Annotated in this window: 19 protein-coding genes; 5 read left to right on the top strand and 14 right to left on the bottom strand. The window is 46.8% G+C overall.

The features are described from left to right. Positions 1 to 38 precede the first annotated feature (38 nt). The 3 genes from B0180_RS10330 (at position 39) to B0180_RS01375 (ending at position 3,266) form a co-directional block, all read left to right on the top strand. Positions 39 to 1,145: an SEL1-like repeat protein gene (locus B0180_RS10330; RefSeq protein ID WP_078255330.1), complete on the top strand. Its 1,107-nt coding sequence runs from the start codon at positions 39 to 41 to the stop codon at positions 1,143 to 1,145. 51 nt (positions 1,146 to 1,196) lie between these two features. Next, the gene (locus B0180_RS01380; protein WP_078255329.1) at positions 1,197 to 2,354 is read left to right on the top strand and encodes a dihydroorotase; all 1,158 of its coding nucleotides are present in this window, start codon (positions 1,197 to 1,199) and stop codon (positions 2,352 to 2,354) included. 99 nt (positions 2,355 to 2,453) lie between these two features. Then, the gene (locus B0180_RS01375) at positions 2,454 to 3,266 is read left to right on the top strand and encodes an HpcH/HpaI aldolase/citrate lyase family protein (RefSeq protein WP_078255328.1); all 813 of its coding nucleotides are present in this window, start codon (positions 2,454 to 2,456) and stop codon (positions 3,264 to 3,266) included. Between the two features lie 10 nt (positions 3,267 to 3,276). On the opposite strand, the gene epmA is transcribed toward B0180_RS01375, so the two are convergent. From epmA to B0180_RS01330, 9 genes are all read right to left on the bottom strand, one after another. Beyond that, the gene (gene epmA / locus B0180_RS01370) at positions 3,277 to 4,242 is read right to left on the bottom strand and encodes an EF-P lysine aminoacylase EpmA (protein WP_078255446.1); all 966 of its coding nucleotides are present in this window, start codon (positions 4,240 to 4,242) and stop codon (positions 3,277 to 3,279) included. A 27-nt stretch (positions 4,243 to 4,269) separates the two neighbouring features. After that, positions 4,270 to 5,334, bottom strand: a complete 1,065-nt coding sequence (locus B0180_RS01365) for a 4-phosphoerythronate dehydrogenase (RefSeq protein WP_078255327.1) — start codon at positions 5,332 to 5,334, stop codon at positions 4,270 to 4,272. Beyond that, positions 5,334 to 6,524 (bottom strand): AI-2E family transporter, encoded by a 1,191-nt coding sequence (locus tag B0180_RS01360; protein ID WP_078255326.1) that lies wholly within the window; start codon positions 6,522 to 6,524, stop codon positions 5,334 to 5,336. The genes B0180_RS01365 and B0180_RS01360 overlap by 1 nt, the downstream gene beginning before the upstream one ends. Positions 6,525 to 6,780: 256 nt before the next feature. Then, positions 6,781 to 7,230: a YaiI/YqxD family protein gene (locus B0180_RS01355; protein ID WP_078255325.1), complete on the bottom strand. Its 450-nt coding sequence runs from the start codon at positions 7,228 to 7,230 to the stop codon at positions 6,781 to 6,783. 39 nt (positions 7,231 to 7,269) lie between these two features. After that, on the bottom strand, positions 7,270 to 8,391 hold the full coding sequence (locus B0180_RS01350) for a 5-(carboxyamino)imidazole ribonucleotide synthase (RefSeq protein WP_078255324.1): 1,122 nt from the start codon (positions 8,389 to 8,391) through the stop codon (positions 7,270 to 7,272). Positions 8,392 to 8,483: 92 nt separating this feature from the next. After that, positions 8,484 to 9,023, bottom strand: a complete 540-nt coding sequence (purE, locus tag B0180_RS01345; protein WP_078255323.1) for a 5-(carboxyamino)imidazole ribonucleotide mutase — start codon at positions 9,021 to 9,023, stop codon at positions 8,484 to 8,486. Positions 9,024 to 9,089: 66 nt separating this feature from the next. Beyond that, positions 9,090 to 10,046, bottom strand: a complete 957-nt coding sequence (locus tag B0180_RS01340) for a metallophosphoesterase (protein ID WP_078255322.1) — start codon at positions 10,044 to 10,046, stop codon at positions 9,090 to 9,092. A 160-nt stretch (positions 10,047 to 10,206) separates the two neighbouring features. Continuing rightward, the gene (locus tag B0180_RS01335) at positions 10,207 to 11,379 is read right to left on the bottom strand and encodes an RNA-guided endonuclease InsQ/TnpB family protein (RefSeq protein WP_078255321.1); all 1,173 of its coding nucleotides are present in this window, start codon (positions 11,377 to 11,379) and stop codon (positions 10,207 to 10,209) included. Beyond that, entirely contained in the window at positions 11,376 to 11,990 is a 615-nt protein-coding gene (locus B0180_RS01330; protein WP_078255320.1) for an IS607 family transposase, read from the bottom strand. Before B0180_RS01330 ends, B0180_RS01335 begins: the two co-directional genes overlap by 4 nt. 218 nt (positions 11,991 to 12,208) lie before the next feature. On the opposite strand from B0180_RS01330, the gene truC reads away from it, so the two are divergent. Beyond that, positions 12,209 to 12,943 carry a tRNA pseudouridine(65) synthase TruC gene (gene truC / locus B0180_RS01325; protein WP_078255319.1) on the top strand — a complete coding sequence of 245 codons (735 nt, stop codon included), beginning with the start codon at positions 12,209 to 12,211 and terminating at the stop codon, positions 12,941 to 12,943. 20 nt (positions 12,944 to 12,963) lie between these two features. Here truC and hemJ read toward each other — a convergent pair whose 3' ends face one another. The 5 genes from hemJ to serB all read right to left on the bottom strand — a co-directional run bounded on the left by hemJ (position 12,964) and on the right by serB (position 18,240). Next, complete coding sequence (hemJ, locus tag B0180_RS01320; protein ID WP_078255318.1) at positions 12,964 to 13,389, bottom strand: protoporphyrinogen oxidase HemJ; 426 nt, start codon at positions 13,387 to 13,389, stop codon at positions 12,964 to 12,966. 104 nt (positions 13,390 to 13,493) lie between these two features. Next, positions 13,494 to 15,371 carry an autotransporter domain-containing protein gene (locus B0180_RS01315; protein ID WP_078255317.1) on the bottom strand — a complete coding sequence of 626 codons (1,878 nt, stop codon included), beginning with the start codon at positions 15,369 to 15,371 and terminating at the stop codon, positions 13,494 to 13,496. Between the two features lie 116 nt (positions 15,372 to 15,487). Next, a complete protein-coding gene (bioB, locus tag B0180_RS01310; protein WP_078255316.1) occupies positions 15,488 to 16,528 on the bottom strand; it encodes a biotin synthase BioB in 1,041 nt (346 codons plus the stop codon). Between the two features lie 79 nt (positions 16,529 to 16,607). Then, the gene (locus tag B0180_RS01305; RefSeq protein WP_078255315.1) at positions 16,608 to 17,096 is read right to left on the bottom strand and encodes a hypothetical protein; all 489 of its coding nucleotides are present in this window, start codon (positions 17,094 to 17,096) and stop codon (positions 16,608 to 16,610) included. Between the two features lie 28 nt (positions 17,097 to 17,124). After that, on the bottom strand, positions 17,125 to 18,240 hold the full coding sequence (gene serB / locus B0180_RS01300; RefSeq protein ID WP_078255314.1) for a phosphoserine phosphatase SerB: 1,116 nt from the start codon (positions 18,238 to 18,240) through the stop codon (positions 17,125 to 17,127). Positions 18,241 to 18,528: 288 nt separating this feature from the next. On the opposite strand from serB, the gene B0180_RS01295 reads away from it, so the two are divergent. After that, positions 18,529 to 19,779: a hypothetical protein gene (locus B0180_RS01295; RefSeq protein ID WP_078255313.1), complete on the top strand. Its 1,251-nt coding sequence runs from the start codon at positions 18,529 to 18,531 to the stop codon at positions 19,777 to 19,779. Positions 19,780 to 19,832: the final 53 nt, after the last annotated feature.

The following is a 19,832-nucleotide window of genomic DNA, read 5'->3' as shown; positions in this document are numbered from 1 at the left end:
CATTTGATCAAATTTAATACACTATTGGAGAAATAATCATGCTAAAAAAACTGACCCTCTTGATAGCCGCCTCGGCTTTATCACTCGGTGCCCTGGCGGCAGATCCAGCACAGCTGTCAAAAGCCGCACAAGGCGATGTCGCAGCCCAGATGATGCTTGCAAAGTATTATTATGATATGCAAGATTATCAAAAAGCCGCTGAATGGTACACCAAAGCTGCCAATCAAGGGTATGCATGGGCTCAAACTGTTCTAGGCGCGCTGTATGCTGAAGGTCAAGGCGTGCGCCAAGATTATCACAAAGCGATTGAGTGGTACACCAAAGCTGCCAATCAAGGTCATGCAGATGCTCAAACTAATCTGGGTGTGCTGTATGCTGAAGGTCAAGGCGTCCGCCAAGACGATCATAAAGCGGTTGAATGGTACACCAAAGCCGCCAATCAAGGGTATGCTCAGGCTCAGTATAATTTGGGTGTGATGTATGTCCAAGGTCAAGGCGTCCGCCAAGATGATCAAAAAGCGGTTGAGTGGTACACCAAAGCCGCCAATCAAGGACTTGTAGAGGCTCAATATAATCTGGGTCTAATGTATGAGAACGGTCGAGGTGTCCGCCAAGATTATTATCAAGCGTTTAATTGGTATACCAAAGCCGCCAATCAAGGGTATGCAGATGCTCAAACTAGTTTGGGTTGGATGTATGCCCAAGGTCGAGGCGTGCGCCAAGACTATCATAAAGCGGTTGAGTGGTACACCAAAGCCGCCAATCAAGGTCACTCAGGGGCTCAAACTAATCTGGGGCTGATGTATGCCCAAGGTCAAGGGGTCCGCCAAGACGATCATAAAGCGGTTGAATGGTTCACCAAAGCCGCCAATCAAGGGGTTGCACAGGCTCAATTTAATCTGGGTGTGATGTATGCTCAAGGTCAAGGCGTGCGCCAAGATGATCATAAAGCGGTTGAATGGTACACCAAAGCCGCCAATCAAGGGGTTGCACAGGCTCAATTTAATCTGGGTGTGATGTATGCTCAAGGTCAAGGCGTGCGCCAAAATAAAGCAACCGCTAAAATTTACTTTGGTCGCGCATGTGATAATGGGCTGCAGCAAGGCTGTGATGGTTATCGAATACTTCATCAGCAGGTGTATTAGGCACTGATGCGTACCCAGTTTATCCTAAATCAAGCAAAGAAAGAGACTGTTATGAAAAACCTACTTCCCCAAGACTGGCAGCAGCCCCACATCTCAGAGGCGGACACTGCGGATAAATGGCTGATACCGCCCATCGTGGATCTGTGCGCGCGCCTAAGGGAGCCTGGGCATCAGTCACATGGTACGCTAGCAAGCGAAGGGCGAGCGGCGCGCCAAAATGGTATCCTGCATGTCGTGCTGCCACCAGACACCGATCCTGTGCTCGAAAACGGCTCGCTCTTAAAGGGTCTGCGTGAGAAGGCGTGGGCGGATGGCGGTATTCATTTGCATGTATTGGGGGCATTGACTCAGGGTCTGGAAGGTAAGCAGCCTGCGAACTTGGCAGGACTTAAGCAGGGTAATGCGATCGCAGTGACGAATGCAGGCGCAGGCTTTGAGAATGATTTGGTGCTGCTGCGCTGCTTGGAGTATGCGGCGACCTTTGGGCTAAAAGTGTTTTTTTATCCTGACGAGCCAAGCCTATCAAAAGGCGGCGTGGCGCATGAAGGCTACATTGCGTCCTTTCATGGCTTGCAGGGTATTCCTTGGCTGGCTGAGACCATTGCGCTGTCTAAGCAGATTTTGATGGCTGAAGAGACAGGCATCAGCGTGCATTTTAGCCAGATCACTTGCCGCACTTCGGTAGAGCTGATTCGCCATGCCAAGCAAAAAGGCTTGCCAGTCACCTGTGATGTGGCGATGCATCAGCTGCATCTGACCGATGATGATATCGAAGGCTATGATGCCAATGTCTATGTGCTACCACCTTTACGCTCTAACACCGACCAAAAAGCACTCATCGCAGGTCTAAAAGATGGCACCATCGATGCCATCTGTAGCCATCATGAGCCACTGTCATCGAGCGCTAAGCAGGCGCCATTTGCCGAGAGTGCGCCAGGGATTAGTAATTTTGATACCTTTGTGTCGCTTGGGGTGAAACTGGTGGCGGACGGTGTTTTGACGCCAGAAGAATTGGTTGAAAAAATATGCCTAAATCCTGCCAAAATCGCCGGCATCAAGGACTATCAAGCCATCGGCGGTGCGGTGCTTATCGATCCAAAAGCGACTTGGACGGTGACCAAGGACACCATGCTATCAGCAGGCAAAAATACACCGTTTATGGGTGAGACGCTGGTCGGTAAGGTTGAGCGTGTGTTTTTTGAGGGCTAAGTTTAGATCTTAAAATCAAGACCTGTTTTGCAGGTCTTTTTTTGTCTTGAGCGGACAGAAAATTGGTGCTATAGTGAAAAAAACTAAGGATGGTAAACGATGCAAAAAACACTGTTTTTATTTGTGCCTGCAACACGACTTGACAGAGTGCCAAAGGCGCGCGATTCTGGGGCAGATAAGATCATCATCGATCTAGAAGATGCGGTGGCTGATGACCAAAAGCAGGATGTGCGCACCGCTTTGATGGCGTTTGATGCTACCGCTCAGCACAGCTATTGGCTACGGATCAATGCCAGTCATACTGCAGAGTATCACTTGGATATCGCCTGCATCAAACAGCTAAACAATTTGGCAGGCGTGCTACTACCCAAATGCCAAAACGCTCTGCAGGTCGAAAGCCTGCATCATCAAATCAACACGCCTGTGATCGCCATGATCGAGACAGCAGTGGGGGTAGCCAATATCGCCAATATCGCTACATCTAAAGGCTTGTGGGCGATGAGCTTTGGTAGGCTGGATCTGATGCATGAGCTGGGCGTGCGACTAGACTCGCAAGCATCGGAGCTGATTTTTGATAAAATTCGCGCTGATTTATTGATCCATTCTGTGGCAAACGGCTTGAATTCGCCCATTGAGACGATTTTTGCTGAGTTTGATAATGAGGCAGGCTTAAGGGCGTGCGTGCGTCATTGGAGCGACTTTGGCTTTGGGGGGCAGCTTTTGATACACCCCAAACAAATCACGACCGTACGCCAAGTGCTTAAGATGGACGAAGATGAGCTCGCATTTGCCCAAGCGATTTATCAAAAACATCAAGAAACAGGTGATACGGTCTTTGCCATTGATGGTAAAATGGTGGATCTGCCGCTGATTCATTGGGCAAATCGTTTACTTAAAACCGCCAAAAACTAACTTTGATAAATTAGGCTTGGTCTGTGGTGATGGCGATGGCTTGGCTGATGCTGTGATGACCGCTGAGCACCATAAATAACCGATCTACCCCAAGTGCGATACCAGAGCACTCAGGCAGCGCATCACAGGCATCAAGCAGGCGAGTGTCTATGGGTATGATGGGCAGCCCCAAACGCTTGCGCTCATCATTATCCGCTTTAAAACGCTTTAGCAGCTCTTGGCTGTTGGCAAGCTCATCATAGGCATTGGCGATCTCGATGCCATCAATATACAGCTCAAAGCGTCTGGCTACCGGATGCCCATCAGCGTCGGTGGTCATCTTGGCAAGGGCGGCTGTGGCAGGTGGATAATTTATAATCAGCGTGGGCGCATCAAGTCCCAGATGCGGCTCAACCAAATGACTGAATAATAAATCCAGCCAACCTTGCTGATCGTCTGCCATATCAAGGTGAATCCCATGCGCCAAAGCACAAGCGCGCAGCCCATCTATGCTGCTTCTAAAAGGATGCACGCCTGCGTGCTTTATAAATGCCTCAGCATAGCTCATATGAATAAGCTCAATGGCTCTGTCATAAACCGTGCTCAATAAAGCTGCCAGCTCTTGCGCCAGCTCATCTAAGCTAAAATGCGGGCGATACCACTCAAGCATGGTAAATTCGATGTTATGCCGAGCGCCTTTTTCATGATCACGAAACACTTGGCATAGCTGATAGATAGGCACCTGATAGCTTGCCAGAAGCCGTTTCATGGCAAACTCAGGGGAAGTGTGCAGATAGCCTGTGACCTTTCCGCCTTGAGCGTGAAAGTGCGCCTGAACCGACTCGATATATACATCGGTATTGCCAGCGTGCGACAGAATCGGCGTGGTCACCTCCATCACGCCCCGCTCATCAAAAAACGCACGAATCTTTTGTAACAGCTTAGCTCTTTTTTTGGCGTCCGCCAGCGTTAAGGTAGGGGTAAAGTCACTGCTCATGGTATCATCACTCAGCATATCTAGACATTATTCACAGTCAAAAATCCACTCTCGGCGCAGGCGATAATGCTTACGCAAAGCATCAAAATCAGCGCCTGACACGCCTGCTTGATTGACTGCTCTTAGGTCGTGATAATCAGCATTAATGTCATAAAACTGTCTCAGATTCTCTAAGGTTTGATCACTCAAAAGTTTGGAGAGATGATACGGATTGGGCGGCAATAAAGCGTCAAATCTTTGGATGATCGGCAAATTAAACTTACGACAAAAGGCTTGATAAATCATATCAGTGCCACGAATTTTACCCTCAAGCGTATAGCCTGCGATGTGCGGTGTGGCGATGCTTAGGGCGTTAAACAAAGGCGCGCTGATCGTCGGCTCATCAGGAAAGACATCCAAAACCACTTGCAAATTTTTATGATTGATCGCGTCGATCAATGCCTCTTCTTCGATAATCTCGCCGCGAGCGCTGTTGATCAGCAGGGTGTTTGGGCGTAATTTTTCAAAGGTTTGCGCGTTAAACATCCGATATGTTGGATGTGCGCCTGAGTGCGTCAAGGGGGTGTGAATGCTGATGACATCAGCGGTCAGCACTTCTTCAAAGCTTGCGTTATTGATCTTTGACGCCCTTAAAAAAGGATCAAATCCAACGATTTGCCAGCCGAGCTGATCAGCATAGCGCGCCAATGTGCTGCCGATATTCCCAAGTCCGATGATGCCCAGCTTGATCGGTTTTTGGTTGAATTGTAGGTAGGTATTTAAAATGGCGGTGACCACATATTGGGTAACCGAATGCTTACTACATCCTGCGGCGTTGGCAAAACTGATTTGATGCTCAGCCAAATATGTGCTATCCACATGATCGGTGCCGATGGTGGCAGAGCCAACAAACTTAAGCGGGGTGTCTCTTAAGTCACCAAGATTTTCTGCAGTTACTTGAGTGACCGATCGGATAAACAGCGCATCTGGTCGATGATCGGCAAGGCTTTGACGGTTAATGGCGCGTCCTGCCATTTTGATGACCTTGATGGGATGAAGAGCCAAATAGTCATCAAGATTGGCAATGTTTTCATCAGCAAGTACAGTCAGCATTATTTCACCTTAGTACAATGATCGTCTGTACCCATGATGGCGTCGTGATTGAGTACAGGGGCGGGGTCGGTATCGGCTAATAATGCTCTGCCATCGGCAACCGCAAAGCCGCTGCGACGACTGGCAAAAATTTCATTTTTGTGCTGACTGATCCATTCTCGCCACACAGCCAATCCAATCGCCAACACCACAGGACCAATAAACAGACCGACAAAGCCAAATGCGGTCAAGCCGCCGAGCACGCCAATAAAAATGATAATAAAAGGAATCTTTGTGGCGCCGCTGATCACGATGGGGCGAATCAAATTATCCACCCAGCTGATCACCAACATCCCCCAAAGTCCAAGCCCAATGCCTTCGGTCATCTGCCCTTGAGAGATCAGCCAAAGCGCCACCGCCCCCCAAGCAAAGGGCGTGCCAAAGGGAATCATGGCAATGATAAAGGTAATCAAGGTCAGTAAAATGGGGTTTGGCGCACCTGCCACCGCATAGCCGATCCCAGCCAGCAGGGCTTGCGCCAGCGCCGTCAAGCCGATGCCATAGACGACCGCTTGGGTGGTGCTGGCGACCGCATTGATATAGTCGTCGATGCGATCACCGATGATATTACGCATCGCTTGGCGGATCTGTCTGATCAGGCTTAAGCCATCACGATAAAAGAAAAATACCGTCATCAGCGCCATACCGAGCTTGGCGAGATTTTTTAGGGCGGCATCGAAAGCGATTTTGCCATAATACAGATGCGACTGCACCCACTGGCGTACCGCTGCCATGGAGCTTTCGGGGTCTTTATTAATCTCCCATAGGATGTTCTTGATTTGCTCACCGATCACAGGCAGATCTTTGATGCTCTCAGGCAAATCCACATAGCCTGCTTGCAGTCGTCTGACCGCGATGCTATAAAAGCTGATGACTTCTTGCTGCAAAAAAAACACCCCAACCACCAAAGGAATACCGATGATCAAAGAGATGACAGCGGTCATGATTAAGGCACTGATGGTGGGACTTAGGCGGACTTTTTGATGAAAAAATCGATACAAAGGAAAGGTGACATATGCCAAGATCGCTGCCCAAATGGCAGGCGAGATAAAGAATTTCACCACCTGTAGACACAGTATGATAAGTATCGTTAATAAGATAAACGCAAGTAAACGCTGTACGACAAGCTCTTTGGTCCACTGTTCGATCATGACGCGCTGCCAATCCCCATAAAACGATTTTTAGTTGTTGTTTGATGACATATCATACAGCCAAGTGTGAAATGGTTTGGATGCTTTATTAGTTTTGGCTGTCATAAATAGTCTTATTATGCACCAAAATTAATAAAATATCTCGTCGGATTTGGATGATTTTTAAAGATTTTTCTTGCTGTAGTTGTGCTGATCAAGATCGCAGGCGCAAGTTTGGGTTCAATCATCTTAAATGAGCGGTCATGGCGGCAGTTGCTTATTTGACCAAGCGATTTAAGGCGTTGGCAAAGGCGATTTTATCCTTATCGCCATAGGGCTTTTGACCGCCCATTTGGGCAGGATCGAGCACGCCCGTTCCACGCAGCGTGTCCATAAAATCACGCGCATTTAATTTGGGCTTGATGTTTTGAAGGGTGTATTCTTCTCCGCGCGCTGTGAGGACTTTGGCGCCTTTATTTAAGACATCATTGGCAAGCGGAATATCGCTTGTAATCACCAAGTCTCCAGTCTCTGCCGCCTGTACGATATACTCATCTGCCACATCAAACCCTGTGCCGACCACCACAGACGATAAAAACGGCGACGGCGGCAGTTTGGTCATCCGATTTGCCACAAATACCGCCATCGTCTGAGTGCGATTGGCGGTCTTGACAATCAGCGCTTTGGCAATGTTGGGAATGGCGTCGGCATCAATGAGTATTTTCATGGTAAATCAGTGCGGCAGTGGATGACAGACAAGCGGGTGCTATGAAAGCAGCTGCTCGATGTTTGCGACGGTTTGATCAAGTGCATCGGTCATCACCGTGATGTGCCCGATTTTGCGTCCTGCGCGCTCATCTTTATGATAATGATGCAAATGCACCCCAGAGTGCGCCAGCACCAAATGAGCATCTGGATAAGTGCCAATGATATTTAGCATGACCGATGGCTTGATCACTTGGGTGTCGCCCAGCGGCAAGCCAACGACGGCGCGAATGTGGTTTTCAAATTGACTGCAATGAGCGCCTTCAATGCTCCAGTGACCAGAGTTATGCACGCGCGGCGCAATCTCATTGGCGATTAAGCCTGAGTCAGTCACAAATAGCTCAAGCGTCAGCACACCCACATAATCAAGATGGCTTAGAATTTTACCGATGTTGGATTGGGCTTGCTCGGTCAGATGATCGACATCGGCAGCAGGCGCGATGGTTTTTGATAAGATGCCATTGGTGTGATGATTTTCAACCAGTGGATAATAGCTGATGTCGCCATCTTGAGCGCGTACGGCGATGATCGAGACTTCGCGGCTAAAGTTAATAAATCCTTCGGCAATCAGTGGTGCAGGTGTATCAGTCAGACCGCCATCGCCAGTGACCGCGCCGCCAAGCTCATCCCAAGCTGCGCCGATTTCATCGATAGTTTTTATGACAAATTGTCCTTTGCCGTCATAGCCGCCACGGCTGGTCTTTAAGACCAAAGGCAGTCCAAGGGTTTTGGCGGCAGTGTGTAACTCATCCAAGCTTTTTACCGCCATAAATGGTACGGTGTTGATGTTTAACTCATTAAATAAGGCTTTTTCTGCCAATCGGTTTTGGGCGACTTCCAAAGCATTGGTGGGCGGGAATAAGCCGCCTTTATGCTCAAGGTTTGCCAGTGATTTGGCTGTCTTGACAGGCGTATTTTCAAATTCTAAAGTAAAGACATCGCTGACAGCAATAAAATCATCAAGCTCATCGTATTTAAACACTTGCCCATATAAAGCAGCTGGCGCATTGTCAGCATCTTCTAAAAAGACGCAGCGATAGCCGAGCTTTAGGGCAGCTTGAGCAAGCATCATCCCAAGCTGACCGCCGCCAAGAATACCGATGGTTTTGATGGAATCACTCATAAAAAATATCCGAAAAATCTACAAAAAAAATTTCGGATATTATCGCATATTTTAATAAAAAAATGGGCGTTAATTTGCCAAATACCGATCCATCAGGGATTGATGATTCCAGGCGTAGGACTGGCAAGCACGGTATCGGTTTGCTTGGTGCGAAATTCATCAAGCAGCTGTGCCAAGCGGCTGTCGTGCAGCGCCAAAATCTGCAGGGCAAGTAAGCCAGCATTAAATGCGCCAGCGGTGCCGATCGCAAGCGTGCCAACCGCCACGCCTTTTGGCATCTGCACGATGGATAATAAACTGTCCCAGCCGCTCAATGTGCTGGATTTGACAGGCACGCCAAGTACAGGCAGTGGGGTTTGGCTGGCGCACATCCCTGGCAAGTGTGCTGCGCCGCCAGCGCCTGCGATGATGATTTGCAAGCCTTTGTCTTTGGCGGCTTTGGCATAATCAAATAGCTTATCAGGCGTGCGGTGCGCTGACACCACTTCACACTCAAACGCCACGCCAAAATCTGCCAAAATCTGCGCCGCTTCAGACATCGTTGCCCAGTCTGATTGAGAGCCCATGATGATACCGACTTTTGGGGTGCCAGCAGGTGAAGTGATGGGCGCAGGCTGAGTTGGGTGAGACATAATTTTTCCTTAAAAAGAGTAAACGAATAAATTAGCACATTTGCTAAAAAATGGCAATTTTTGGGTTTATTCTTTGGGCGTATCTTTGGTGTGAATATACTGCACAAAATGCTCATCCGACAGCTTGGGGTTTTGGGTGTCAAACTGATAAGCGGTCAGATAGCCATTCATGCCTGCGGAATAATCAGTACAAACCACTTGCTGTGATAAGATGCTTGGCGTGCCATTGAGCCAATAATGACCAATAAAAATCGGCTTATGGGTGGTCAGCTCAAAATCCATCGGCAAAGGCTTGATGTCTGAGTCGCTGGGCAAATTCATCGTCGCTCTGGTGCCAAGCTGCGCGATCTCAGACAGTGGGCGATTTTGCCAATCTTTTTGCCACCATTTGACACGAGTACGCTTGCGCACGATGTCATGCCCATCCACGAGCACCACGCCTGCAGGTAAGGGGCTTTCGATGCCTTTTAGGAGTCTTTCAAGCGCGTAAAATTCGGTGGAGTCACCGATGGAGGTTGCGATGATACCGCGCTGGGTGATGCGATGATCTGGGGTGAGATAGGATGCAAGTGCTGCTTGTGCCTTGGCGTCCCAGCAGGCGTGTACGATGTTCAGATCAGGCAGCTCAAGCCACAACGGCAGCTCATAAAGGCGAGACAGCCAATAATAATAGCTGTCAGAACCGATCGGCGCTTCATCCAAAAATGCTTGATGCTGCTTGGTATTTCGGTTGGTGTGAGGGCGACAATAACCGCCGTCAGGATGCGGTGTGGCATAGCCGATGGCGTTATATTCATGATTGCCCATCACAGCGAGTGCAGCACCGTGATCTAGCATATCAAAGATGATTTGCAAGGTGTCTAGCTGACGAGCGCCGCGATCAATATAATCACCAATAAAAATCGCTTGATGATCGCTCGGCGGCTGATAGCATTGCCCATCATGCCGATAGCCAAGCTGCTCAAGCAGCCCAATCAGCTTGTCTGCTTGTCCGTGTATGTCCCCAATAATATCATAAATCATAGCATTCCGTTCCTTAAAACTTACCTAAATCTACCCAAAGGCAAATTTAGCGTTTAATTCCTACTTCAACGTTGCTTGCCTTATTCGTTTGAACTTGGACTTATATCAACTCCATAGGCGTTTTTAATTGGGGATAGAACTTACCCACCAAAGATTAATATTAAGATAAAGTTAAAACCTTATCTGCCTGATTTAAAATATTGATACTTGCATTAATATCACGGTCATGATTGGCATGACAACTAGGACAAATCCAATGTCTAACCGCAAGTGTCAAGTTTTCTTTTGCCATCATAAAACCGCAATTTGAACAAGTTTTAGAGCTTGGATAAAATCTGTTCAATGCTTTGATGGTCTTGCCCCATTGGTTGGCTTTATAAATCAGCTGTCGCTTAAACTCATAAAACCCTAAATCGCTAATGGCTCGGCTTAATTGACGGTTTTTAACCATACCTTTAACGTTAAGGTTTTCAATGCAAATCACGTCATAACTTTTGACAAGTTGGGTTGTGAGCTTATGAGTAAAGTCTTTTCTGATACAACTGATTTTGTAATGCAATCGTGATAGCTTGGTTTTCGCTTTTTCACGATTTTTAGAGCCTTTTTGTTTTCGGCTGAGCTGTTTGCTTAGTCGTTTTAATTGTTTGAGTTTGGTTTTTAATGGCTTAGGAGCTTGTGCTTTTGTGCCGTCTGATAATACGGCTAAATCACTTATGCCTAAGTCTATGCCAACGTGTTCGCCTGTTTTGTTTAATGGTTTGTTAATTTCATCAAGTTCAACGGCAACTGATACAAACCAGTTTTCGCCTTGTTTAAAGACTTTGGCGGATAAAATTTTCCCTTGATGGCGCAAGTTTTCACGCATTCTTATCAAACCTAAATTTGGGATTTGAATGTGTGGTTTGTTATTGATGGTTTTGAGTTTAAATTGGTCATTGGATAGGCTAAAACGGTCATTGACGCCTTTTTTGCGAAATTGGGGATATTTGCTTTCCCCTTTAAAAAAGCGTTTAAAGGCATCGCCTAGTTGCATAATAGCAAGTTGTGGACTGCACTTGGTTACTTCTAGCATGAATGGGTATTTTTCACGTTTTATGGCGTTAAGCTGTTTTCTTAGTTTGCCTTGTGATGGTTTGTTAAGTCGGTTTTCGTCAAGGGTTATGCCTTTTGCTTGACAGTCATCACGGTAGTTTTTGTCTTGTTCGTATTGGTTTTTCCATTCTGCCAACGCCCAATTATAGGCGAGACGTGCGACACCGCAGGCTTTGCTAAAATGTGTGGCTTGTTTATTGGTTGGGTCAAGTCGAATGATGTGTCCACGAATAACCGTCATTCCAATGCTACCTTAACGGCTTCAAGCAGTTTTTTATTCTTTTGACTTCGTGAGCCATATAGTCTTGCTGAAAATACCGTAATGATTTCTAGCACATCTTGAGCAAGCTCTTCTTCAAAGGATAGGTTTTCGCCTTGGTTGATGATGATAACTTCAACGTTTCTTGCTTCACAGATAGCAAAGACAAGTTCTGCACCAAAGCGTAATAGGCGGTCTTTATGGGTTAAAACCAATCTGCCGATTTCATTGTTTAATATGCCGTCAAGCAGTTGTTTAAGTCCTTTTTTATGGTAGTTCATGCCAGAACCTAAATCATTGATGATCTCATAAGTCCAGCCTTGTTTGGTACAGTAGATTTCTAAAACTTGGATTTGACGCTCTAAATCGTCCTTTTGGTCATGGCTTGATACTCGTGCATAGGCAATGGTTTTTCGGTCTTTGTTGCCTATGCCATGCAGTAGGTTTGGGTTGATTTTACTAATATCGTAACGTCTGTGTCCTTTAGGTGTTCTTTCAGCAACAAGTACACCACTTTCGTCCCATCTGCGTAATGTTGAGATGGACACGCCAAGTTGTTTGGAAGCTTCGTTGATACTAATTAATCTATTCATTTGGATATTATAAGATAGATTTAGTTAGATTTCAAGAAACAGTTAATAGCCCCTTAATGCCAATTACTATAGCATATTTGACAAAAAATGGGTAAAGCTTAGCCAAGCTGTGATCCACTAAAAACGACTGAGCCGTCTTATAAAATCTTGACCAAGATTGCTAGACTTTTTTTGGTCAAGTTGGTATATTTGCCAAAATTTTATCCAGGATTTGACCTGTGACCCTACCGATTCTTTATCAAGATGAGCGCATCATTGTCATTAATAAGCCTGCTGGTATGCTGGTGCATCGCTCTTGGCTGGATAAGCATGAAACCACATTTGTGATGCAAACCTTGCGCGATCAGATCAATCAGCATGTGTATCCTGTACATCGGCTTGACAGACCGACCTCAGGCGTTTTGGTTTTTGCGCTAGATAGTGAAATGGCGCGATCATTGACAGAGCAGTTTGAGCATCATCATGTCCAAAAAGTCTATTTAGCGGTTGTGCGCGGTATCATCGGCAGCGGACGGATTGATTATGCGTATAAGCCACGACTTGATAAGATCGCCGATAAATTCACCAGCCCTGACAAAGTGCTTGAGTCTGCCATCACTGATTATCAAAATCTTGCGACCACCGAGCAGCCCTTTGTCTCTTGTCGGCGGTTTGAGACATCTCGTTATTCTTTGGTTCGGCTCACTCCCATCACAGGACGGATGCATCAGCTGCGCCGGCATATGAAACATGTTTTTCATCCGATCATCGGGGATACGACCTATGGCGATAAGGTGCAAAACCGAGCGTTTACGGCACACATCGGCACCAAAAGACTGCTGTTACACGCGCATCAATTAACCTTTCGGCATCCCTTGACAGGCGAATCGATCTGCGTGACAGCGCCATTGGATGATGCGTTTGGTCAAGTGATGAGCGCATTTGGTTGGGATGAGCTTGATTTGACAGAGTGATTTTACTTTAAAGGTGCACATCAAAAGGGCTTGACGACCGCCAAAATCACCACGATCAGTAAAATAATCACAGGAATTTCATTAAACCAGCGCCAATACACATGGCTTTTATAGTGTGGATTTTCGATCAGTTTTAGGCGAAATTTGCCACATATCAGATGATAAATGCTTAATAAAACCACCAATAACAGCTTGGCGTGTAGCCAGCCTTGGGACAAATACACGCTGGGCGCAAGGCTAATCATCCAAAGCCCAAAGCACCATGTGGCGATCATCGAAGGCGTCATGATGCCGCGATACAGCTTACGTTCCATGATGGCAAATCGCTCAAGGCTTGGGGTATCGGTACTCATGGCATGATACACAAACAGCCTTGGCAAATAAAAAATCCCTGCAAACCAGCAGACCATCGAAATGATATGAAAAGCTTTGATGTATAAAAACATGGTGCTACCTTGTTAGATGTTTGATGAGCTTATTTTACCACCAAACCTCCCATGATAAAAAAAGACGACATATGAAATATCGTCTTTTTGTGAAAATATGAAGCTTAAAATGCCATCTGTGCACCCACGAAGCCACCGACATTGGTATCGCTATCTTGATGCGTGGCATTGATGCCAGCAGTTAAGTTGGTTTTGCCAAGTTTGACCGTCGCACCCAGATGGGCGTGTGTGCTATTTTGTTGATCAAATGACACAGGCATGGCATAGCTCTGATGATAACTTTGATTGGATAAGATGGTTGAATGTACAGTTTTATCACCATCCTTGAATTCGTGCTGATAGCCCAATCCCGCCAAAACGCTGACCTTGTCATTCATCGCATAGTCCACCGTGATACCGATGTCGCCTTGGAAGGATTGCTGCTTGGGTAGCTCATAGCTTAGGGCAGTTGACAGCGTAGGCTGATTTTCAATCAGCGTATTGAGCTTAACTTCTTGGGCACGGATGCCAAGATAAGGGCGATAGGTGACATTGCCTTGGATAAAATCATAGCTGCCTTGTAGTCCTGCATAAATCCGCTTACCTGTGGTTTGAGCTTGATGATTGCGGCTTTCGCCATCCCAAGCGATGCGCCGATCACTGTCTACAATTAAGCGATCAAGTCCGACATTGCCAGTAATGCGCAGACGATCCAAGTCATGACGGTGGTACAGACCAACACCCACTTGTTTGACATCGGTATTGATAGTATCGCTAATCGTATGATCTTGCTTTTGATAAGTCAAATATGCCCCTGAATGCCGCTGTTGATTGGCGATATCAAAGCCAAGCATGACATTGGGCTGATCCGATTTATTTTGCTCATCAAGCTGATGATTGCTGATAGCGCCGTCAATCCATACAGATGACTGGTCACTGCTTAAGCCATTTAAGCGGCGTGACAGCTGCTGGGTGTTTTGGTTGCCTTGTTGGATGATGAGCTTAAGCAATTGTCCCATTTGGACTGGACTATCAATCAAAGAGCGATAATACTGAGCCAAAATACGATGGGTGCGACCTGACGGATGGATACCATCAGCAAAGGCATAGGTTTCATTGGCGTCGGCGGCAGTGGCTTGCCAATCGCTTACTTTACAGCCTAACGAGGACAGGTTGGAATTTAGGTTTTGGCAGGCAGGCTCGGTTACATTCTTAAATCCAAAAGCCGTAGGGTTTTGGGTGGCTTCTTGAAGCAGCCCAAAGGTATTCGCCGCAATGACATTAACCGATTGATCATTCAATGCTTGATATAGAGTCTGGTTGTATATGTTAGCAGCCAAAGTAGCGCTACTGGATTTGGCAGGATCGTTGACAAATCCAGGTGTTAGACCAACATCAGGAATATTAGGCACCAAGACATACTTTGCGCCTGCTTGCCCAAGCTGCTTAACCAAGGCGGCTTGATGGGCAGCAGCAGTGGTGATGATGCCAAGGGCTTGTTCTGGGTTGAGTGCTTCTGTCGCTGCAAACAGATCATTTGCCCCTGTCCACACAGTATAAAGCGCGCTAGGATCGGCTTGGTTATTGGTAAGCGCTAAGTAGTTCTTAATTTGAGTTTGGGTAGAGGGAATCTTAAAAACCAGCCGATCAACTTCTGTCGCCGTTCTGGCACCGCCGACAGCATAATTGGTACCTGTAAGCGTCTTGCCATCATTGGGATCGGCTTTGTGTCCATAGGCATCGGCGAGCACTGCTGCCCAAGTGGGATCAGGATTGGTGGTGAAAGCAGCTTGGGCATCTTGAAACAGGGGCGCTGCCAAGCTGTTTTTGCCAATTTGTGCCAATCTGCCTGAATCGGTCAGGCTGTCGCCAAAAAACAGGGTTTGGCTAAACTCTTGCGCCCATGCGATCGTGCTAATCCCTAGCAGAGCAAGTGCGACAGATAAGGGGCGAAGCTTGGTAGCGACAGAGCGACATTTGGGAGTATAAAAATGCTTGGTCATATAACGTCCTTGTGTGATTAAAATGAAACTTTATGTGATGATTTGACTGATCTTGTCAGTCCAATCAGTCAAACATCACTGGCATCCTGCCATATTGCCTACATTCTGTATATCGCTTATGCTGATAGCGGACACTCTGCTGGCAAATCAGTATTAACCGCCGCGCCGCTCATGGCATCGATGATTTTGGGCTTTGGTGTGGGCTTGGCAGGCGTAAGACCAAGTTCAGCCATCAGTCGGTCGTCATGTGAGGTTGATTGATTGCCAGTGGTCAAAAGCTTATCACCATAAAAGAAAGAGTTGGCGCCTGCCATGAATGCCAAAGCCTGCTCTGCGTCACTCAAGCTTTCGCGTCCAGCTGATAGTCTGACATAGCTTGTTGGGCAACAAATGCGTGTCACTGCGATAGTGCGAATCCACTCAATCACCGATAAGCGACCTTCAGCAATCACTTTATCACCAAGCGGCGTGCCAGCAATCGGTACAAGCAAATTAACCGGAATGGACTGCGGCGGAATGGGCATTTGGGTCAGCTCATACACCCAGTCGATGCGATCTTTGCGGCTCTCGCCCATGCCGACGATGCTGCCTGAACAGACATTGATCCCAGCGTCGCGCACATGGGCGATGGTCTGTAATCGCTCATCATAAGTGCGCGTACTGGTCACCGTGTCATAATAGCTGCGCGAGGTGTCAAGATTATGATTATAATAGTCAAGCCCAGCATCCGCCAAAGTCTTGGCTTGCTCAGGCTTTAGCATGCCCAAAGTCATACAAGTTTCAAGACCCATTGCCTTGACTTCGCTGATCAAGTCGACCAAATAAGGCATGTCTTTGTCGCTAGGATGCTTCCAAGCAGCCCCCATACAAAAGCGCGATGACCCTTGCGATTTGGCTCGGCGAGCAGCAGCCAGTACTTTTTGAATTTCCAAGCGTTTTTCGGCACTCAGACCTGTTTTGTCTCGATAATGACCTGATTGAGAGCAGTAGCCGCAGTCTTCGGGACAATTGCCTGTTTTGATGGATAATAGCGTACTGATTTGCACTTCGTTGGCATTGAAATGCTCGCGGTGCACCGTTTGCGCCTGCATCAGCAGATCCATCAAAGGCAGATCAAATAAGCGTGTAATTTCTTCCTTTGAAATATGTGTCATCATTGTTGTGAGTCTCGCTTGAATTTAGTAAACGATTGTACCCAAAAATTTGCCAAATGGCAACCGCATCTGTCAAGGCAGATTATTTGGAGATTTTTTGTTTGATACTGCCGATAAAGTCTTTGGCGGTCTTGGCATAGGGCTTGGCCTGCTCAATATAGCCGCGATATTCTTCAGGAATGGTGGCGGCTTGTTTGGCGATACCTGCAAACCAAAGCACCAATTTATAATCGCCAGTGACTTTGACATCGCCATCTTGAATGGCGGTCATCAAAGCGGCAACATCGCCTTTGGTCAAAAGCTTAGCGCCAGTCATAGAATCTTTAAAATCAATCGTCAAATCAGGATGCTGTGCTTTACCCATGGTTTGCCCAAAATGACCGTTCTCAAAACGATAATAACGCTCAACATCTGGCGCGGTGAATTGAATGCAAACGGATTTGTCTTTGACAAGATGATTAAAAGAATCGTTATCACGAGTTTTGGCAAGATTTTGTAAGCGCAGACCGATCGCTGCCAAAAGTGCGTCTAATGGATCTGTCTTGACATTGATAATCGGAAGGGTAAACATGGCGTATCCTTGAACTGAGTGGGGTAAATTAAGCGTTAAGATCCAAACGGTGACCTAGGGCATAAATCACACCCTCAAGTCCTGTGATATTGACGGCAGCTGATGCCTTGGCTTGTACGATGGGCTTGGCATGATAGGCAATGCCAAGATCGCTTAACGCCATCATGGGCAAATCATTGGCGCCATCGCCGATACAGATGACTTGCTGCATCGGCAAGCCCAAGCGTTCAGCTACTTTTTGAGCGATGGCAGCTTTTTGGTTGCCATCTAAAATATTATCATCAACCATGCCTGTCAAGCGGCTGCCATCATCAAGTAAGGGATTGGCATAGTATTCATCCATGCCCAAAGTCTGGCTGACATATCGAGCAAATGGCTCAAATCCCCCCGAAACGAGCACTGTGTGATAGCCGATGGCTTTGAGCGCGCGGATGGTGGCTTGGGCGCCTGGTTGGATGCGGATGTGCTTGGCTATGATCTCATCGATAATGCTGATTGGTGCATCTTCTAGCAAAGATACACGGCGCGCAAAGCTTGTGGCAAAATCAATTTCACCGCGCATGGCTTGCTCGGTAATGGCAGAAACCTGCTCTTCGACACCGCAAAACTTTGCCAATTCAACAATGACTTCTTCTTCGATCAGCGTTGAATCCATATCAAAACACGCCAAGCGATGGCGCGTGAGCATCTTATCTGCTGACAAGATATGAACATCGGCAGTAATCGCGCTTGATAAATGGCTGGTGATTTGGTCATCGATGATATGCGCCGCCGCTGTTTTACTGATCTGACCCATATCATGCTTGGGCGTCAGCAGATAGCGATGGATATCGACTTTGGTTAATGGGGTGTCGGTAGTGATCAGGTGTGCGTGAGCTTTGGCGATTTCATCATCTTGAACCACTGCCAGTTGCCAATTGGCTTGAGTATCCACCCAAGCTTGCATCAATGTATCAATATCAGCATTTTGATCTGCCGGCGTGATGACGATGATGGCAAATAAAGGCAGCTTTGATAGCTTGGCGGCGATATCATTAGCGGTAAAATCCTCACCCACCACTTCGCTTGGCAAATGATGAGCAACGGTATTTAGGGCAGTTTGCCATGCTTGGCTATTTTTGGGTAGAGCATAGGTAAAAGACATATCAAACCTTTGAGGCGATTGTTATTATTGAATGGAATTTTACCATATTAGCAGTTAATCAAGCATTTTAAAAGACTTAAAGCGGATTTTGTCGGTGTAAGAGGGGTTTGATCAATCAAACTCATTTAAATTTTCAAAAAATACTTAGTTTTAAAAAATACTCAGGCAGTCTGGATCATGTCGCCCAAATTTTTACTGTTAAGCGGATAAAATCCTGTCTAGCCCATAGCTATTGAAATAATTAATGCTATAATAATAAGATTTAATTTTTATGATTTGGCAATTCTCATGACATACTTAGCACCCAGACAGGGTATTTTTGCGGCAATCGTTTTGGCGAGCTTGGTTTTGCATTTATTATTTTTTGTAATCAGTGCCGAGCGAGGGATCAGCGCACAAAATCAACAGGCGGTTGAGCGCAGTGTCATGTTGCTAAGTCAAGAAATCGCAGCACCGCTGGCGGCTTATGATCGTGTGAGTATGAGTGTCATTGCAGAGCCTTATGTTGATGAGCCCATGATCGCTTATGTGGGGATTTATGACAGTCAAGGCGGAGTGTTGGTACCGCTTGGAGAGTCGGCGGAAGGCTATCGCGCCGAAGAAGTGGTGACATCAGGAGATCAGGTGCTTGGTAAAGTGGTCGTACAAGCCAAGACGGTGAGCCGTGCAGAGATTTTATCAGGCAATTGGGTGTTTTTATTGAGCGTGATTGGGCTACATATCATATTGTGGCTGATTTATGGCTATGTGGCGCGCCCAACTGAGGACCTTAAAGCTCAAATTGCTAAAGATGTGCGCACCGAGCTATTATCTAAAGGGATTTTGACCGAGCAAGTCACCACCGCGCCTGCTGCACACACCCAAGCAGCCGAAGATAGCGAGGCAGCGCCTGATGAAGAGGTGCAGGCATCAACCGAAAATCATCATGACTCAGATCATACTGAGCTTGAGCTTGCTGCTGCTTATACGGTTCAAGTTAAGTTCCAAGATCCGCACAATTTATTGACGGCGGTTAGCATTGAGTCCAAAGAGGCTTACTTTGCTTTGTGTGATCAGTTGTTTGAAAGAGCGTGTCATGCGCTGCTTGAGCTGCCTTTATTTGCAGGCGTGGCAATGACCGATCAAAACTCATTTACCGATCAAGGGGCATCGGTTACGCTCTATGCCATCGATGATCATGCCAAAACAGCGGCAGCGGCAGCGCTACTTTCTCAGCTACTATTAATGGTCAATGAAGTGGTGTATCAAAAGCATCGTGAGCTAAAACGCTTTGCCTTGCCTATCAAGACCGTCACCAGTGATTCAGAGCTGTCAGATGTTGCCAAATCCATCTTGACCATGCGAAAAGAAAAATCACTGATCATCTTTGGGGAAGCTGGTCGCAATCAAGCCGCCATGTATATGACTTTGGCTGCCATCACGCATCCAAGCACGGTGCATGAACGAGATGGTCGCGAAGTCGTTGGTATGACTAGTGCCACCGCTGATCGATTGAAAATTGCACGAGATAAAGCGCTTCTTGGTGATGATAATGCTTGACAAAATATTCAATTGGCTTTATAAGGCTACAGTAAAGACCTGATTTTTAGCAA

Origin of the sequence: Moraxella canis (assembly GCF_002014965.1) — a bacterium.
GTDB classification, from domain to species: Bacteria; Pseudomonadota; Gammaproteobacteria; order Pseudomonadales; family Moraxellaceae; genus Moraxella; species Moraxella canis.
The sequence above is the reverse complement of the archived record's forward strand: the minus strand, read 5'-3'. Positions and strand labels throughout refer to the sequence as shown.

Bases quoted from the DNA above. Each gene is read 5' to 3' on its own strand.
- B0180_RS01340 (WP_078255322.1), bottom strand. From the start codon at position 10,046: ATGATTTATGATATTATTGGGGACATACACGGACAAGCAGACAAGCTG.
- B0180_RS01335 (WP_078255321.1), bottom strand. From the start codon at position 11,379: ATGACGGTTATTCGTGGACACATCATTCGACTTGACCCAACCAATAAA.
- bioB (WP_078255316.1), bottom strand. From the start codon at position 16,528: ATGATGACACATATTTCAAAGGAAGAAATTACACGCTTATTTGATCTG.
- B0180_RS01305 (WP_078255315.1), bottom strand. From the start codon at position 17,096: ATGTTTACCCTTCCGATTATCAATGTCAAGACAGATCCATTAGACGCA.
- hemJ (WP_078255318.1), bottom strand. From the start codon at position 13,389: ATGTTTTTATACATCAAAGCTTTTCATATCATTTCGATGGTCTGCTGG.
- purE (WP_078255323.1), bottom strand. From the start codon at position 9,023: ATGTCTCACCCAACTCAGCCTGCGCCCATCACTTCACCTGCTGGCACC.
- B0180_RS01380 (WP_078255329.1), top strand. From the start codon at position 1,197: ATGAAAAACCTACTTCCCCAAGACTGGCAGCAGCCCCACATCTCAGAG.
- B0180_RS01295 (WP_078255313.1), top strand. From the start codon at position 18,529: ATGACATACTTAGCACCCAGACAGGGTATTTTTGCGGCAATCGTTTTG.
- B0180_RS01350 (WP_078255324.1), bottom strand. From the start codon at position 8,391: ATGAGTGATTCCATCAAAACCATCGGTATTCTTGGCGGCGGTCAGCTT.
- B0180_RS10330 (WP_078255330.1), top strand. From the start codon at position 39: ATGCTAAAAAAACTGACCCTCTTGATAGCCGCCTCGGCTTTATCACTC.
- epmA (WP_078255446.1), bottom strand. From the start codon at position 4,242: ATGAGCAGTGACTTTACCCCTACCTTAACGCTGGCGGACGCCAAAAAA.
- serB (WP_078255314.1), bottom strand. From the start codon at position 18,240: ATGTCTTTTACCTATGCTCTACCCAAAAATAGCCAAGCATGGCAAACT.
- B0180_RS01375 (WP_078255328.1), top strand. From the start codon at position 2,454: ATGCAAAAAACACTGTTTTTATTTGTGCCTGCAACACGACTTGACAGA.
- B0180_RS01360 (WP_078255326.1), bottom strand. From the start codon at position 6,524: ATGATCGAACAGTGGACCAAAGAGCTTGTCGTACAGCGTTTACTTGCG.
- B0180_RS01365 (WP_078255327.1), bottom strand. From the start codon at position 5,334: ATGCTGACTGTACTTGCTGATGAAAACATTGCCAATCTTGATGACTAT.
- B0180_RS01355 (WP_078255325.1), bottom strand. From the start codon at position 7,230: ATGAAAATACTCATTGATGCCGACGCCATTCCCAACATTGCCAAAGCG.
- B0180_RS01315 (WP_078255317.1), bottom strand. From the start codon at position 15,371: ATGACCAAGCATTTTTATACTCCCAAATGTCGCTCTGTCGCTACCAAG.
- B0180_RS01330 (WP_078255320.1), bottom strand. From the start codon at position 11,990: ATGAATAGATTAATTAGTATCAACGAAGCTTCCAAACAACTTGGCGTG.